Origin of the sequence: Bergeyella cardium, assembly GCF_009914665.1 — a bacterium.
Lineage (GTDB): Bacteria > Bacteroidota > Bacteroidia > Flavobacteriales > Weeksellaceae > Bergeyella_A > Bergeyella_A cardium.
On record NZ_CP029149.1, the window covers coordinates 58,744 to 76,646 of the forward strand.

The following is a 17,903-nucleotide window of genomic DNA, read 5'->3' on the forward strand; positions in this document are numbered from 1 at the left end:
ACCGCTTAATTTTTTATTTCATATCTTTGGCGTCCTTAAATTTAATAATTAATAAAACAATAATAGAATGAAACCAACATTTCAAGCACATCCTTGGCACGGAATATCTGCTGGGGAGAATGCTCCAGAGAAGGTAAATGTATTTGTGGAAATCGTACCATCAGACACGATTAAATATGAAATCGATAAAGAGACAGGGCATTTGATGATTGACCGTCCACAAGTATTCTCAAATATTATCCCAGCGCTTTATGGATTTATACCGAGAACCTATTGTGATGAGGAAGTGAAGAAATTAGCAGTAGAAATGGGTGCCGATGATGTTACAATGGGAGATAATGACCCACTGGATATCTGCGTACTCAGCTCTCACAACATCCCAATGGGAGGGATACTCCTCGAAGCTATTCCTATCGGTGGATTTAAAATGATTGATAAAGGCGAAGCGGATGATAAAATCATTGCAGTACTCGTGGGCGACCACGCTTTTGGGCATATCCGAGATATTGCTGACCTGCCAGAAGCCGAAGTAAAAAGACTGATGCACTACTTCCTGACCTATAAAAACCTGCCTACGGAGCCTGCCAAATGCAGAATACAAGAGGTATATGGTGTAGAACACGCGAAGAAAGTAATCGCTGCATCTCAAAAAGATTATCACAACAAGTATGGGGAATAATCTCCCTGCTTTGTCATAAATCAAAGGCTATCCAGAATTTCTGAATAGCCTTTTTCAGGTCTATCAATTCTATTGACTATTCATATTTGCGAGGTAGGTTTCCATATCCTTATCTCCTCTACCACTTAGGCAGAGAACTACCACATCTCTCTCCAAAAATGTTTTTTTATCTAATACAGCAAGAGCATGCGCCGATTCCAATGCTGGAATAATCCCTTCTATTTGGGCAAGTTGGAAAGCTGCTTTCAGGGCTTCATCATCATTAATGCTAAGAAACTCTGCCCTTCCCTTTTTAAACAAATGAGCGTGGAGAGGACCGATACCAGGATAATCTAAACCTGCAGAAATAGAATAAGGCTCTATCACCTTCCCCTCATCATCTAAGATAACGAGACTTTGGCTCCCATGCAAGATACTGAGACTCCCCAAAGCAGTAGTTGCCGCAGTTTTACCGGAACTCACGCCCAAGCCACCTCCTTCGGCAGCGATGATTTTAACTTCCGGTTCATTCAGAAAATGGTAAAATGCTCCTCCAGCATTACTCCCTCCACCTATGCAGGCAATAAGATAATTTGGATTTTCTCTACCTGTCTGCTCATAGAGCTGCTGCTTTATCTCCTTAGAGATAACGGACTGAAATCGGGTTACCATATCCGGATAAGGATGAGGACCTACAGCACTTCCTATGAGATAATGGGTAGTCTGTGAATGGTTAATCCAAGCCTCCAAAGCTTCATTTACGGCATCTGTCAAGGTTTTAGAACCAGATGTTGCAGGTATCACCTCTGCTCCGAGCATTTTCATTCGCGCAACATTTAGAGCTTGCCTTTTCATATCTACCTCTCCCATATAGATGGTACAGTCTAAGCCAAGCAATGCACAAGCTGTAGCTGTAGCCACACCGTGCTGCCCTGCTCCTGTTTCTGCTATTACTCGCTTTTTACCTAATTTCTTCGCGATAAGTGCCTGCCCAATGGCATTATTAATCTTATGAGCCCCTGTATGATTAAGGTCTTCTCTTTTCAGATAGATATTCGTACTGTATTTCTTACTCAGGTTCTCGGCGTAGTAGAGCGGCGTTTCTCTCCCTACATAGTTTTTTAATAGCTTCTGAAATTCTTTTTGAAAGTCCACAGACTCCATAATTTCTAAATATATCTGCTGGAGTTCCTGTATATTGGGGTAAAGTGCCTCTGGAACGAATGCTCCACCGAACTCACCATAGTAGCCGTTTTCATCAGGATGTTGAAAATTCATATCATTATTTTTTTATTATCGGATTTACCTCTCATCATCATAATAGAGACGGTAGAATTTCCCTTTATCATCTTCGCCCTGCTCTATTTTCTGCCGGTCTCCGTGGATGTAGATATGGAAGTTTTTATCGAGCTTGATGATGCTCTTAAAACCTCGGCTCTGCTTTTTTACGGCAGGCTCGCTAATGGGGAATTCCTCTGCTATGGATACCTGCATATCCTGCTCCCAATCGGTTTTATAATTGATGAAATTCTCTATCACATTAGCATCTTCCAGCACTTCATTCGTAAACTGATCGAGGTTAAACTGGTCTTTCTCCTTAAAGAAATTAATCGAGCGGTTGAGGAAATCCGCTTGGTCAGCTTTTGAAACCTGAAACTCCTTCGGAAGCTCATTGGTGATGAAATCCTTATACAGAGAGAGCGTTTCCTGAGTCTGGAAGTAATCATCTTCCCTTTGTTTCACTTTTAGGAAGTCCTCAAACCAATAGTACAAATCACCGTTTTTATTATTATCTACTACGGATACCACATAGCCTTCCTCCTTATTATTATTGTAGATGAGTGCTGCTTTATCAATCTTTGAAAGCCCGATGCCATAGTCCTTTTCCAGCTCCATACTCGTGCCCTCTGGATATATTTTAAGGAAAGGCTCCTTTCTCTCGGTCTTGAAAATCCCAATTTGGTCAATCTTCCCAAACTCGGTCTCCTCCCCTTCTATATAGACGATAAAGAGCTCTCCATTGGGTATTCTTGGGTTCTCGGTAATCTCGTAGAGGTGCTTAGCAATATTCTCAGACTCTTGTACGAACTTAGAATTATCCTCAAAAATCTCTGCAACCGAAGCATAGACTGGATTATTCGCAAGGTAAGAATCACTATAAAACTGAAACTGCTCGGGAGACTTAAAAGACTTGAGCAGATAATCCGTCAGCAGCTCATTCATATCCTCGGAAAGGTTAATTTCATCTTGAGAGAGAATCAAAGAATCTTGATTGACTTTATTCCCCACTTTATGTGCAATAATCTTTGAAAACATAATCTATTTATTAAGGCAGACAAAGGTAATGAAAAGACGACTACCAATAGAAATAAATACCTATCTTTACCCCTAAAATTAAGAATATGCAAGCATTAGAACAAAGCAGAGTTTCCCAACTCTTCGGGATAAAATACCCCATCATACAAGGCGGAATGGTCTGGCATTCGGGGTGGCAACTGGCATCAGCAGTGTCTAATAACGGTGGGCTCGGGCTCTTGGGTGCCGGCAGTATGTACCCCGATGTATTCCGAGAACAAGTACAGAAGTGCAAAGCCGCTACACAAAAACCTTTCGGAGTGAATATCCCAATGTTCTACCCCGATATACAGGAGCTCATCAACATTATATTAGAAGAAAAGGTAAAAATCGTCTTCACCTCCGCAGGAAGCCCAAAACTCTACACCGAGATGCTCCAAAAGGAAGGGATAACCGTAGCTCATGTGGTCTCTTCAACCAAATTTGCTATAAAATGCGAAGAAGCAGGCGTAGATGCCATAGTTGCCGAAGGCTTTGAAGCCGGTGGGCACAACGGTAGAGACGAAACTACCACCCTCTGCCTGATTCCCAATGTGAGAAAACATACCTCTAAACCCCTGATAGCCGCAGGAGGAATAGCCCTTGGCTCACAGATGAAGGCCGTAATGGTTCTCGGGGCCGAAGGAGTACAAATCGGTTCCCTCTTCGCTGCCACCACAGAAGCTAGCGCTGATGAAAACTGGAAACAAAAAATCACCACCCTACAAGAAGGAGATACCTTCCTCACCCTAAAAGAGCTCGCACCTGCACGCCTCGTAAAAAATAAATTCTTCTACGAACTCGAAGAACTCTACAACAAAGGGCGAGATGCCGAAGCCCTAGACCAGCTCCTCGGCAGAGCAAGAGCAAAAAAAGGAATGTTTGAAGGAGATTTAGACAATGGCGAGCTCGAAATCGGGCAATCCTCCGCTCTTATCAATGAAATCCTCCCCGTAAAACAAGTCTTCCAAAACCTCCTCACCCAATACACCGTAGCACCGTAGCCGGTGAGGCACTTAGAAAACAATTGCTCCCCACGCTAGTGGGCACCGTAGCTGGCTTCTAGCTTTTAGCTTCTGGCTAATAGCTAATAGCCATAAGCTAGAAGCCTACAATTATCTTCTCTGTAATGCTCACATTGGGAGTATTGATTTTAAGGATATAGGTTCCTTTGGTGAGGTCGGTGAGGTCTCTATCCGTATGGAAGAGGATTTTCACAAGCTGACCGCTGAGGTTATACACCTCTATGCTGGTAATACCTGAAAGACCTTGGATATGCAGATGGTCTTTTACAGGATTGAGGACGAAGATTTTTGTTTTAGCCCGAGTGATATCCTCTGTGGAGAGACCTGGATTGCAAGATGGGTCAAAGGTATCGCCAGAGATGCTCCATTTCTTATCATTCATAAGTTTATCTCTATACACCTCTGCTCCTACACCGTATTTACGATTAGATGAGAGGCTAACATATTGACCTATGTTAGGATTCTCTGCCCAGCCTTTTAGGGTATTGCTGTAATTCTTACAGTCCATTCCTGAGTTTGTAAAAATATCCGTAAGGGAGGCATCATCTTCTTTTATAAGCCAAGCGCCTAAGTTTTGATTAAAGGCAGTAGCATTGGAGAACATATACTGCATATCGCTAACCTTGCTCACATTCCAGCCAGAGATATCTTGGTTAAATGCTGCTGCCCCTGAAAACATAGACTCCATATCGGTAACCTCACTTACGACCCAGCTGGAGATATCTTGGTTGAATTTAGTAGCTCCTTCAAACATAGAATTCATACTGCTGACTTCACCCACATTCCAGTTAGAAAGTGCGGTATTAAATTCCTTAGCATCTTTAAACATACCTGCTAAGGAAGTAACACTTCCTACATCCCATAGGTATATATTCGGTATAGTTTCTATTGAGGAGCAGTCTTTGAACATATGGTTCATATTGGTTACAGCAGAGAAGTTGGGGATATCGGTAGCTGTTATTTTAAGGTTAGAACACCCAGAAAAGCTACTTGCCAAATTGCTAAGCCATTTCCCTCCTCCCCATTGTCGTAATTCCTTAAACTGAGCCCTTATCTCTTGGGTAATGTCCTTATCTCCATAGAAAAAGGCAAAGCCATCGGAAGGAGTTATGGTGATGAGATATTCGCCCGAATCTCCTGTATCTATAATTGTTTTGCCTTTGCTCCCACTTCCAGAGCCTGTTTTAGTATCGTCTCCTATCTTTTTATACTCATAGGTAAAGTCTGCACCATCTGTTGGTAGAGTAATCTTCCCATCGGCTGTTGCCTGCCATACACCTGAGAAAGGTAGGGCAACGGGTGCGCAGTTAGACACCTCTATATCATCAGAAATATACCAACCATTTGTATCTATAAGGCTTTTTCTAGAAGTAGCTGCACTTTTATCGTACTTAATATTAGAGGAGAGCCTTACAAATTTCCCCATCTTAGGGTTTCCTGCCCAGCCTTTCAGGGTATTGCTGTAATTTACACAGTCCATCCCCGAGTCGCTAAAAATATCATTAAGAAGCGCTCCTCCCTTTATTATCCAGCTCCCTAAGTTTTGATTAAAGGCAGTTGCTCCTTTGAGCAGTCCATTCATTTCTTTCGCATTGCTCACATTCAGCTAAGAAATATCTTGGTTGAAAGAAGAAGCTCCTTCAAACATAAAGTTCATATTCCTAACTGTACTGAGATTCCATTGGTTTAGATTCGGGATTTCGGTAATGGAGGTACAGTTTTTAAACATTTCAAGCATAAAGTTTACCTCAGAGAGGTTAGGGACATCTGTAGCAGTTACTTTAAGCTCAGAGCAACCGCTAAAGCTACCCAATATAACCATCATCCAGACTACATCTCCCCACTGTTTTAGTTCTTTAAACTGGGCTCTTTCTGAGGGGAGCACATTACTTTTGCCATAATCAAAAGCGAGGCTAATTTTAGGTGTGATGGAGATAATATACGCCCCAGCTTCACTTACATCAATTACATTTTTAGCATAAGTACCTTTTCCAGAGCCCGTAATGCTCGGGTCATTCTCTTTCTGATAGGTATAATCAAAATCTCCTCTTGTGGGCAGAATAATTTTACCATCTGTAGTTTCCCACTTGCCTATAAAAGGCCTCTGTGCATATACTATTAGAGAGATTAGTAATGCAAATACAATTGAAATTCTTTTCATAATTTATCATTTAAGAAATATTACTCGGTTTTTATTGGGATTTTTCGGTTTTCTCCCTGTTAAATTTATTTTTAGCAGAACAGCCTATCTCTTTCTAAGCCTCCTCTCCTCATTTAAATCAGCAAGTGAGTTTTTCGTAAGAATGAAAAGGGGCTACTCTACCCACAAACTCGGCAAATGTAGCACCTCAAATTATTAATTTAATAAAAAAAACAGCTGTTTTTTGTCATATTTTAGGTTATTGACCTAAATCTCCTGGTTCCTAACCTAAAATTTTAGGTTAAGAACCTAATTGAATACGGTAACCAACCTAAACAACGGGCTTTTTAACCTAATCGTTCGCGTTTTTAACCTAAACGATGGGGTCTCTGACCCAAATGATAGATAAATTAGGCAGAAAAAAAAGCTTCCGAACCCCAAGATTGGGGTTCGGAAGCCATATTATGAGATATCTTTTTAAAATTTATTCGTCATCAAAGAGGTCGTCTCCGTAGCCTGTATCTTCATCATCATCAAAAGAATCATCTTCATCTGAAAAATCAGCAGTAAAATGCTCCTCAAAACTGAACTCATCTTCCAAGACTGCGGATTTTGGTTTCTTAGCCGCAACACCATTTGTTTTAGCAGGTGCTTTCAGCGGTGCATTACCAAATCTATACACGGTGATAGGGTAATTTACGGACGGCTTTTCGTCTTCAATCGCAATAAGTTCGCAGAAAAACTCCCATAGATCGAGGAAACCGTATTGGAACTGCGCCTTGTCGCCCACCTGCTCGAATGCCTCATCTATATAGATATCAGACATTATCTCACCCTCACCATCATCGCTCATATCTTCAAGCGGAACAGATTTTACGACAGTACCGTCTTCCTCCAAAAGATTGAAAGCAGAGAGCTCCTCACCTTGCAGACTGAATGCACTTTTAATTCCCAAATGCAGATTCCAGAGCGTCTGCTTACCTTTAATCTCAATGTCTCTAAAAATGTCTTCTTTAGTATCTAAAATAACTCGAATCTTATATACCATCTTCTTCTTTAATTGCTTTTCTTCTGGTTGATTTGGGTGCAAATATAAAACAATTGATAAATCGAAAAAATTTTTACCACAAAAAAGGATAAATGTTTTTTCATTCTAAAAAAACGCCCATTAATAGGGCGTTTGTTCATTGTTTTTAGGACACTTGATTTTCTATTTATAAGCGTCTATCGTCTCCTTTAAGATATCAATCTGAGTATTGAGCGTTAGGCTGTTCGGATGATTTCTAAGAACCTGCATCTTTCTTTGCAATCCCTCTTTCAGCATATCGATAATCATCATTTTTACCTGTGGATTATCTATCTCTCCTTTTATCTGGGAGAGGACTTTGGTGATGGACTGGGTAGCCGGCAAGTCATCGGACTCCATAATCCAGTTAAATCCTGCTTCAGCAGTAGCCCCAAGCTCTGGATTTTGAAACTTGATAAACGGATAAAAAGCAACCATACTTCCGATAGCCTCCCTGTGCTTTGCTACCTTGTGCTCCACGATAATAGGGAGAAGTTTTATAATGGTATCCTCAGAGGCATTGGTCAGCTCTACCCTGTCTAATATACCTACTACTTTTTGGGGTTCCAAAGAGGCAATAGCTGCCAGTGATGAGCTTTTTACCGCATTAGAAACCGCATTTATCCCTTTCTCAAATAGAGGAAGGTATTTAGTATTTTTAGTTTTAGCCAATGCTGAAATAGCCGCTGCCTGAACCAGCGTTTTAGGGTCTTTGGAAGCGAGCTTCTCCACTTCCGAGAGGAGGATTTTTGCCTGTTTAGCATCGGATAAGTCCAGACTTGATAACGCCTTCATCCTTATTCTGAAAAACGGGTCTTTGAGTGCAGAGGCCAATGTCTTTAAAGCTGCATCATTCTTGGTAGATAGCTCACCCACTGCCTTCACTGCATTATATCTACTATGAAAATCCTTAGTTTGGGTATATTGTGCGAGGTACTGTTCTGGGGTTTTATCTTCAGTAATCTGTGCAAGGAGAATTCCATCAGGGTTTAGGTTGAGGAAGTCTGGTTTTTTAGTTACCGAGAACGAGAAATTGTTCTTTTGCTTTGCTTCTACCCAGACTTTAACCCTCTTAGGCTTCCCAGCTTCAAAGATATCTATGCTGAGAGGGAACTGAAAAGGCAATTCCTCATTTTGATGAATACTAACGATGATTTCTTTCTTCACAGGCTCATAAGAATAGGAGTAGCTGAGCTTAGGATTCCCACTACCGAAATACCACTGATTGAAAAACCAGTTGAGATCTTTACCACTGATTTTCTCCATAGATAAACGAAGCTGATGCGCCTCCCCAGTACTGTATTCATTGGTTTTAAGATAATCGGTAATGCCAGCAAAGAAAGCTTCATCTCCAAGATAATTCCTCAGCATATGGAGGATGGCTCCTCCCTTATTGTAGCTCACGGCATCAAACATATCACCTCGAGATTTATAATCAAAACGAACCAAATGTTTATTAAAATTCGCCGGATTGTGAATGTAGCCTCCTACGGAATCCATCAAATGGTAGTCTGCCCTGTCTTTGCCATACTTATACTCGTACCACAGGTATTCTGAGTAATTAGCAAAGGATTCATTTACGGTAAGGTTGCTCCAACTCTCGGTAGTTACCAAATCTCCGAACCAGTGGTGGAAGAGCTCGTGGGCAATCACTGCTTCCCAACGGTTTTCATCTATCAGGTCTCCTTCTTTCTGATTTGCCATCTCACTGTGGATTACCGCTGTGGTATTTTCCATTGCACCACTTACAAAGTCTCGTCCTACAATCTGGGAGTACTTCGCCCAAGGGAAGTCATAATTCACCCTCTTAGAGAAAAACTCAATCATCTCTGGGGTAAGCCCAAAAATATCCTTTGCATAAGGCTCATACTCTTTCTCCACATAATAATCCACATCAATATTTCGCCATTTATCCTTCACTACGGCATAGTCCCCCACTCCCATAAAGAAGAGGTAGGGTGCGTGTTTTTTATCCATTACCCAATGGTCTGTCCTAAGCCCACCACTTTCTTTGGTAGATGATTTCAGGATACCATTAGAGAGGGTAACATACTGCTCTGGCACAGTGATGAAGAGCTCCTGTGTAGTCTTTTGGTTGGGTTTATCAATAGTAGGAAACCATACCGAATTGGCTTCGGTCTCTCCCTGCGTCCAAATTTGGATGGGCTTCTGAGAATCTTTCCCCTGTGCATTGATGAAATACAAGCCCTTATTATCTTTAATAGCAGCATCTCCCTCACCTTTTACCTCATTCGGGCGGGCGGTATATCTTATATATAGAGTATAATCCTCATTTCTGTTGTAGGTTTTATCGAGATTGATTTTGAGAATATCATCCTTATAATCGTATTTCAATGGAGACTTCTTCCCCTTTTTATCAAGGGCTACTTCGTGTATGAGCATTGCTTTTGCATTGAGCACCAACGAATCCGCAGGATAGAAATACGGCGATGCGGTGAGCCATTCCTCTCCCTTCATCTGTTCTTTTTCGTAATCAAAACTTACTTTCAGCTTTGTGTGTTTCAGCTCTGTGGTCTTTGTGTGTGTAGCTCGGTATAGGCTCTCTCTCCCTGAAGTCTCGGTCTGCGCATTCAGATGATTGGCACTAAAAAAAACACCGAGTGCCAGTACGGTGATAAAAATCTTTTTCATTCTATTTGATATATAATGCGAGCAAATGTAAGGAAATTTGGATTAAATTTTTCTCCCATTCAGAGCTTTTCACTAATCAATATAAAGTTATATTTTCCCTCTATCCGAATTAAAATTTTCCATTTTGCTTTATCCATCTCTCTTTTTTTGGAAAAAAATCTCTTGAATAAATCATAAAACATCTCAAACAGAATAAAATTTCAGTATAGTAAAATGTTAAAAATCTTAGTTATAACAAGATTTTTCTCCTTTGAATAAAACAAAAAATACATAGATTAAAATTACGAATACCTTAAGTCCTTTTTATATGAGCTCTTACTTTATTCTCAAAAATATCATTATATTTTTAAATTTTCACAAATATTAAAATATACACATTTTTACCTTATTTATTTAATTAAATAAACAATATTTTAATAAAAACTTGCAAGGTTTAATATTTATTAACATATTTGTCACAACAAAAACTTAATTGATATGAGGTTAAATTTTAATGTACTGAGTGCTGGAGTGCTTTTCTTCCTCGGGAGCCAAGTAGCTACGGCACAAAAAGTAAAAAAGGATACCGTAAGAGACATAGATGAATTGGTTCTCGTAGGGTATAGCAAAGTGAACAGAAATGAGTTCGTGGGTACAGCTACTCAGATCAACACAAAGTCTATTGACAACAAAGCTGTGTCTAACGTTTCTCAGGCTCTTGCTGGAGAAGCAGCAGGGGTAAGAGTGATTAATACTACTGGACAACCAGGTACTTCGGCTAAAATTAGGGTTAGAGGTTTCGGCTCGGTAAATGGTAATAGAGACCCTCTCTACATCTTAGACGGTATGCCATACGAGGGGAACATCTCTGTAATCAATCCAGATGATATTGCTACTATGACCATCTTAAAAGATGCAACGGCAACCTCTATCTACGGTGCAAGAGGGGCCAATGGTGTTGTAGTTATCAATACAAAAAAAGGGAGAGCTAATCGCTCAAGCATACAGTTTGAATCTAAAATAGGGATGAACCTTTCCTTACTTCCTCGCTACGAAGTAATAAAATCTCCAGAAGAATACATTTCATTAGTTTGGGAAGGTCTTTATAATCAAGGAAAAATCAACCCTGCTATATTAGCTCAGTATGGTTTTGGAACCGCTGAAGAATATGCTAATAATATCCTATTCAGTGATTATGGTATAACACCTTTATATAATCTATGGAATGTGGAAGGTAAAGATTTAATAGACCCTGTTACCCGACAAGTAAGAAACGGTGTAACCAGAAAATACACTCCAGAAAACTGGCAAGACTATGCTTATAAACCAGCTCTAAGAACAGAACATAATCTTAGTATGAGCGGTGGTAGCGATAAAACTACTTACTATACAAGTTTTGGTTACTTAAAAGATGGCGGCTACTCTATAAACTCCAATTTTGAGAGATATTCTACGAGGCTCAATTTAGGATTCCAACCCAAAAACTGGTTAAGAGGAACCTATAATATGGGATATGCTTTTACAAAATCTCAAAACAATGGACAGACTTCAGACTCTGGAAGTGTATTCTGGTTCTCTGACAGCATTCCTTCCATCTACCCTCTTTTCTTAAGGGACGCCAATGGAAACAGAATCCCTGAAACTACATTAGGAGGATATATATACGACTATGGCTACAATGGTAGGAACTTTGGTTTCGGTACCAATGCGATAGCAGATGCCACCTATGACAAGCTTACCAATACTAAGCATGAACTGAATGCAAGCCTTAATTTAGAAGCAGATATTACAAAGCATTTAACCTTTGAAACTCGCTTGAGCGGTCAATACTTTAATAATAGTAGAGACAATTATAAAAACCCTTACTATGGTAGTATGGCATCTTCAGGAGGATCAATATCTAAAATAAAGCACGAAGCATTTACCTGGAATTTCCTACAATTATTAAGATATAAAAACAAATTCGGAAATCACGGATTGGAAGCATTCGCAGCTCACGAGGCTAATGATTACGAATACAAATATCTTGGAGGAGACAAAACAGGATTAGTAGACCCTTATACCGGAGAGTTTAATAATGCTATTAAAACCGTTGCGCTTAACTCTTATATAGAAAATTACAAGCTGGAGAGTTTCTTCGGTTCTGTTAGCTATGACTATCAAAACAAATACTTAGCATCTGCATCTGTTAGACGAGATGGTTCATCAAGGTTTAGTACGCATAAATGGGGTACATTCTACTCCCTTGGTTTAGGTTGGGTACTAACAAAAGAAAATTTCCTGAAAGAGAACTCTTTCTTCTCTAATATGAAGCTCAAAGCAAGCTATGGTACCGTAGGAGACCAGGCAGGTGTAGGCTACTATCCTGGATATGATGTTTATGACATCGGAAACTTTATGGATGCGCCAAGTGCTTCTTACAATAGAAAAGGATATAAAGACCTTACTTGGGAGAAATCGAGAATATTCCAAACAGGTCTGGATTTCTCAATCTTTAAAAACAAAAGATTAGAAGGAAGTATAGATTATTATAATAAAACAACCGATAACTTAATATTTGACCGAAGGCTCGCTCCTTCTCAAGGTAATGCTATTGAAAAAACCAATGGTGGAGCACTCGTAAATCAAGGTATAGAATTTAACCTCATTGGGCATATTATTAAAAAAGATGATTTCTACTTGGATTTATCTGTAAATGGAGAAATCTTGAGAAATAAGCTTACAAAAATGCCGATTGACCCTGTAACAGGAAGACCTAAAGTCATTGATTTATCAGAATCTGGGTTTGGTAGAGCACAAGGCTACTCTATATACGACTACTATCTAAGAGAATGGGCTGGTGTAAACCCCAATACAGGTGCTGCACAATGGACGATGCATTATGTAGATGTAAATAAAAACGGAGTATATGATACAGGAGATGAAGCGATAAACTCCCTTTATGAATATCAACAAAACAATCCTGGCGCTGTAATCAGTCAAACCCTTACTGAGTCCTATGCAGATGCCACTCAGAAATTCATAGGCAAATCTGCAATACCAGATCTAAGAGGAGGGATTAATCTATCGGTAGGATATAAAAATATCTCATTAGGAGCTCAAATGCTTTACAGCATTGGTGGCTATGCAATAGACTACTCCTATGCTACCTTTATGACCAACCCTACTGCTGGAAATGCAAACTGGCATAAAGACATTCACAACAGATGGCAAAAACCCGGTGATATCACTAATGTACCAAGATTGTCCAACTCCAATCGTGGTGATAGAAATTTCTCTAATCAGTCTTCTCGTTTCCTTACAAAAACAGATTATTTCATACTAAATAATGTTAATATAGCTTATACATTTGATAGAGATTTTCTAAGAGGGACTGGCCTTGATGGGCTTACCATATCCTTATCTGGTGATAATCTTTGGATAAAGTCTAAGAGAAAAGGCTTCAACCCTTCTACTTCGGAGAATGGAGAATCCAGTAGATATGCATATGCACCTCTATCTACTTTTACAATAGGAATAAAAGCTAACTTCTAAAATGAATTAAAATGAAAAAATTAGTAATAGTAGCCTTATCAATAGCTACAACTTTATCACTCATATCTTGCAATGAAGATTTTTTGGATACTTCACCTACGGAAACAATTCCTAATGCACCTAACGAATATAAACTTAATGGCTTATATGTGATGATGGTAATGGATAGAACCGGCGGTACAACCAGACACGAAGATTTTGGACAAAAAGGCAATGATATTATTATGGATTTACTATCTTCAGATATGGCATTAGCTAAAAATAGTTATAACAGATATCTAAGACTTGCCAATCTCAGTGCCACAGAAGATTTTACCGATGATTTTAATTATATCCCTTGGAGATATTATTACAGAGTAATTATAGGCGCCAATGATATTTTAACAAATATAGATGGTAATAGTGACACTGATAAGCACATTATAGGACAAACAAAAGCACTAAGAGCCTATGCCTATTTCTATCTAATGCAACTCTATAATAAGGAATATGCTCCTAACGAAAAGGCAATCCCTATCTATACAAATCCGGCACAGGAATCTCAACCAAAATCTACCCAAGCACAGGTATATCAACTAATTATAGATGACCTTACCGAGGCCATTACCCTGCTTGATAATTTTGATAGAGCACATAAAGGTATGATAGATAAATATGTAGCCAAAGGACTCCTTGCCTATGTCTATGCCGCTATGGATAATTATGCTAAAGTTGAAGAACTGTCTATGGATATCATTAACAATAGTGGATTAAACATTACCACAAGAGAGAATTTATTAGGTGGATTTAATAACTTGGCAACAAATCCAAGTTGGATGTGGGGTTTTGACATCACAACAGAAAACGGTTTAGACCTCATTAGCTGGTGGGGACAGGTTGACCTCTATACTTATAGCTATGCTTCTGTAGGCGATTTTAAAACTATGGACGAAGGCTTGTATAATTCCATCCATACCGATGACATCAGAAAAGAGCAATTTAACGGTACTTATAAAAACTTCAAGTACTTCGCTACAGGGAAATTTTATAATACTGCGGCTAAAGCTGCAAGGAAAATTGGCGGACAAAGAATCGTTACTGATGACTATGTCTATATGCGTGTAGATGAATTTCACCTGCTGGCTGCCGAAGCTCTTGCTAAACAGGGTAAAGAAGCCCAAGCTAAACAAATCCTGAAAAATTTCTTAAACAATGGCAATGATAAATACATAAAAATTGCTGATGTGTCTTATATAGATGGTCTCACAGGAACCGGGCTTACAGATGAAATCTATCTCCAAACAAGAATTGAATTCTGGGGCGAAGGTAAGAGTTACTTAGCTATGAAGCGAAACAAAGCAACCATTACCAGAGCAAGAAATCATCAATTCCATGGCGGTGCATCATTCGCTCACAATGATGGCAAGCTCACTCTTGAAATCCCTCAACAGGAAGTTAATAACAACCCTAATTTATAATTAATTAACCCTCATATTAGGAAGGTATCAAAGATTAAGTTCTTTGGTACTTTTCTTTTCTCCATACTGATGAAAGAAAAATTTTAAAATCTGCAATCCTTATACTTCCGATATAATTTTTGCTACCTTTGAGCCCTGTTTAAACCGAGAAAATGGCAAATTCATCCGATAAAAGACTCTTCCTCATTGATGCGTATGCAATGATTTTCCGAGGCTATTATGGCCTTATCAGAAACCCGAGAATCACCTCCAAAGGGCTTGATGTATCAGCGATATTTGGCTTTACAAATTCCCTTATTGACCTTATCAAAAGAGAGAAGCCAAGCCACCTTGCCGTAGTTTTTGATGTAGGAAAAGAGAATATACGAACACAGGAATTCCCCGAGTATAAAGCCCACAGAAGCGAAACTCCAGAGGCAATAAAAATAGGTGTACCCTATATCCAGAGAATTTTAGAGGCAATGAAAATCCCCATTCTAGGAGTAGAAGGCTATGAGGCAGATGATGTGATAGGGACAGTCGCCCATAAAGCAGAAAAGGAGGGCTACACTGTCTTTATGGTTACCCCTGATAAAGATTTTGGTCAGCTCGTAACCAATAATATTAAAATCTATAAACCCGCATCAAAGGGTGGAGATGTTGAGATTATCGGCATAGCGGAAGTCAAGGCAAAGTATGGCATCAAGCATCCTAAACAAGTGATAGACATTCTCGCAATGATGGGTGATGCGGTGGATAATATCCCTGGTCTGCAAGGGGTGGGAGAGAAGACTGCCCTTAAATTTGTTCAGCAGTTCGGTTCTATTGAAAGCCTGATCGCAAACACCTCAAAAATTCAGGGTAAGCTAAGGCAAAAAATAGAAGCCAGCGCTGAGCAAGGACTACTCTCCAAAAAATTAGCAACGATTATTTGCGATGTGCCAATAGACTTTGAACAGGAGAAATACGATGTAGAAAAGCCAAACTTTGAGAAAATCCAGAAGATATTTGATGAAATTGAATTCAAACGATTATACGAAAACCTGTACAGAGCATTTAACGAGCCTTTGAATATGGAGAAGGCTAAACCTAAAAACCCAGAACCCGCACAAAAACTACCTACGGGGCTCACAAGACAGCTCGACCTCTTTGCGGATTTTGAAGCCGAAGAGCAGGAATTCCTCATTACCAATAAAGCTACGATAGAGAATACCGACCACCTTTATCAGTTCGTAAATACGCCCAAAGCGCAGCAGATATTAGTAGAGAATCTCCTCAAGCAAAAGGCGGTAGTCTTTGATACCGAAACCACTTCGCTCAACGAGCTGGAAGCAGAGCTCATCGGGCTTAGCTTCTCCTACCAGAAAGGGCTCGCCTACTACATCCCCCTTGCGGAGGACAGAGAAAAAGCGTTGGAGACCTTGCAAATCTTCAAACCTTTTTTTGAAAAGCAAGATATCCTTAAAATCGCTCATAACTTCAAGTATGATTTAAAAGTCCTTACCCAATACGGCATCAGCATCAGAGGAAATTGCTTTGATACAATGATTGCCCACTACCTCCTAAACCCTGACGGCAGGCACGGTATGGATTACCTCTCGGAGATTTACCTCAGCTACACGCCTATCCCCATCGAGAGCCTCATCGGGAAGAAGGGCAAAAACCAGAAAACCCTCAGATCTGTGAGCCTCGAGCAGCAAACCAACTATGCCGCCGAAGATGCAGACATCACTTTTCAGCTCTACGAGAAGTTCGCCCCACAGCTCAAAAAGGAGAACCTCGAAAGCCTCTTCTATAATGTAGAAATGCCCCTGATGAAAGTCTTGGCAAAGATGGAGCTTGCAGGGGTAGCATTGGATACCGACTGGCTATCCAAAGAGAGCCTCGATTTAGAAAACGACCTCCGAGAGCTTGAAAAGAAGATTTTCGCCCTCTCTCGGGAGGAGTTTAATATCAACTCCCCTAAGCAGCTCGGCGATATCCTTTTCGCTAAGCTCCACCTTGACCCAAAAGCGAGGAAAACCAAAACAGGGCAATACTCCACCTCCGAAGAAGTCTTGCAAAAGCTCGCTGGAAAGCACACCATCATCGGGCATATCCTCGAGTACCGAACCTATCAGAAACTGAAATCTACCTATGTAGACGCCCTCCCGCAGGAGATTCAGCCCAAAGACGGAAGGGTGCACACCCATTTCTCACAAACCACAGCGGCCACTGGACGCCTCGCCAGCCTCAACCCTAATCTCCAAAACATCCCCATCCGAACCCTCAGGGGGCAGCAGATTCGTGGGGCTTTCGTAGCCGATAAGGGAAAGAAAATCATCTCCGCCGATTATTCGCAAATCGAGCTCAGGCTCATCGCCGAAGTTTCTGGCGAGGATAATATGATTAAAGCCTTCCAGAATGGCGAAGACATCCACGCATCTACCGCCTCCAAACTCTTCAAAGTCCCCATAACCGATGTAACTAAGTCCCAAAGAAGCCAAGCTAAGGCAGTCAATTTCGGGATTATCTACGGGCAAAGCTCCTTCACCCTATCCGAGCAAACTGGGCTCTCCCGCAGCGAAGCCAAACAAATGATAGACTCCTACTACCAGACCTACCCAATGCTGAAGGAGTTTATGAACGAGCAAGTCCTCAAAGCAAGGCAAAACGGTTTCGTAGAAACCATCTTAGGGCGAAGACGCCACCTAAAGGATATCAATTCTAACAATGCCGTCGTAAGAGGGCACGCCGAGAGAAACGCCGTAAACGCACCGATACAAGGGAGCGCTGCCGATATTATTAAAATCGCGATGATTAATATCGATAAAGCCCTCCACGAGCAGAATTTAAGAACCCAAATGCTCCTCCAAGTACACGATGAACTCCTCTTCGAAGCCCCTGAGGACGAGCTGGAAGTGGTAGCTCCCCTCATCAGGCAACTAATGGAGTCCGCCGTACCCACCACCGTACCCCTCCTCGTAGAGGTAGGCATTGGCAACAACTGGCTCGAAGCCCACTAATTCCTCCCTTAGCACCAAAAACACCTTGCAGGTGATATAATTATTACTAAATGCTCCCCACACACCATAGCCGA

11 protein-coding genes are annotated in these 17,903 nt (G+C 40.5%); 5 read left to right on the forward strand and 6 right to left on the reverse strand.

Translation table 11 applies throughout. From position 1 onward, the window contains the following. Nucleotides 1-67: 67 nt before the first annotated feature. Nucleotides 68-679, forward strand: a complete 612-nt coding sequence (locus tag DBX24_RS00270; protein ID WP_120488869.1) for an inorganic pyrophosphatase — start codon at nucleotides 68-70, stop codon at nucleotides 677-679. Nucleotides 680-748: 69 nt separating this feature from the next. Here the strand turns inward: DBX24_RS00270 and trpB are convergent, their stop codons facing one another. After that, nucleotides 749-1,936: a tryptophan synthase subunit beta gene (gene trpB, locus DBX24_RS00275; protein WP_120488868.1), complete on the reverse strand. Its 1,188-nt coding sequence runs from the start codon at nucleotides 1,934-1,936 to the stop codon at nucleotides 749-751. A gap of 24 nt (nucleotides 1,937-1,960) precedes the next feature. Beyond that, complete coding sequence (locus tag DBX24_RS00280; protein ID WP_160223602.1) at nucleotides 1,961-2,974, reverse strand: nucleoid-associated protein; 1,014 nt, start codon at nucleotides 2,972-2,974, stop codon at nucleotides 1,961-1,963. 86 nt (nucleotides 2,975-3,060) lie between these two features. On the opposite strand from DBX24_RS00280, the gene DBX24_RS00285 reads away from it, so the two are divergent. Next, on the forward strand, nucleotides 3,061-3,996 hold the full coding sequence (locus tag DBX24_RS00285) for an NAD(P)H-dependent flavin oxidoreductase (RefSeq protein ID WP_120488866.1): 936 nt from the start codon (nucleotides 3,061-3,063) through the stop codon (nucleotides 3,994-3,996). A gap of 97 nt (nucleotides 3,997-4,093) precedes the next feature. Here DBX24_RS00285 and DBX24_RS00290 read toward each other — a convergent pair whose 3' ends face one another. From DBX24_RS00290 to DBX24_RS00305, 4 genes are all read right to left on the reverse strand, one after another. Then, nucleotides 4,094-5,599 carry a BspA family leucine-rich repeat surface protein gene (locus DBX24_RS00290; RefSeq protein ID WP_160223603.1) on the reverse strand — a complete coding sequence of 502 codons (1,506 nt, stop codon included), beginning with the start codon at nucleotides 5,597-5,599 and terminating at the stop codon, nucleotides 4,094-4,096. Between the two features lie 24 nt (nucleotides 5,600-5,623). Beyond that, a complete protein-coding gene (locus DBX24_RS00295) occupies nucleotides 5,624-6,178 on the reverse strand; it encodes a BspA family leucine-rich repeat surface protein (protein ID WP_120488864.1) in 555 nt (184 codons plus the stop codon). Between the two features lie 463 nt (nucleotides 6,179-6,641). Next, the gene (locus tag DBX24_RS00300) at nucleotides 6,642-7,205 is read right to left on the reverse strand and encodes an IS1096 element passenger TnpR family protein (protein ID WP_160223604.1); all 564 of its coding nucleotides are present in this window, start codon (nucleotides 7,203-7,205) and stop codon (nucleotides 6,642-6,644) included. Between the two features lie 162 nt (nucleotides 7,206-7,367). Beyond that, nucleotides 7,368-9,875, reverse strand: coding sequence for a M1 family metallopeptidase (locus tag DBX24_RS00305; protein WP_160223605.1), 2,508 nt, complete (start codon nucleotides 9,873-9,875; stop codon nucleotides 7,368-7,370). Nucleotides 9,876-10,352: 477 nt separating this feature from the next. On the opposite strand from DBX24_RS00305, the gene DBX24_RS00310 reads away from it, so the two are divergent. The 3 genes from DBX24_RS00310 to polA all read left to right on the forward strand — a co-directional run bounded on the left by DBX24_RS00310 (nucleotide 10,353) and on the right by polA (nucleotide 17,829). Further along, the gene (locus DBX24_RS00310) at nucleotides 10,353-13,388 is read left to right on the forward strand and encodes a SusC/RagA family TonB-linked outer membrane protein (RefSeq protein ID WP_160223606.1); all 3,036 of its coding nucleotides are present in this window, start codon (nucleotides 10,353-10,355) and stop codon (nucleotides 13,386-13,388) included. Nucleotides 13,389-13,399: 11 nt separating this feature from the next. Next, on the forward strand, nucleotides 13,400-14,845 hold the full coding sequence (locus DBX24_RS00315; protein ID WP_160223607.1) for a RagB/SusD family nutrient uptake outer membrane protein: 1,446 nt from the start codon (nucleotides 13,400-13,402) through the stop codon (nucleotides 14,843-14,845). A gap of 152 nt (nucleotides 14,846-14,997) precedes the next feature. Further along, complete coding sequence (gene polA, locus DBX24_RS00320; RefSeq protein WP_160223608.1) at nucleotides 14,998-17,829, forward strand: DNA polymerase I; 2,832 nt, start codon at nucleotides 14,998-15,000, stop codon at nucleotides 17,827-17,829. The last annotated feature ends 74 nt before the right edge of the window (nucleotides 17,830-17,903 follow it).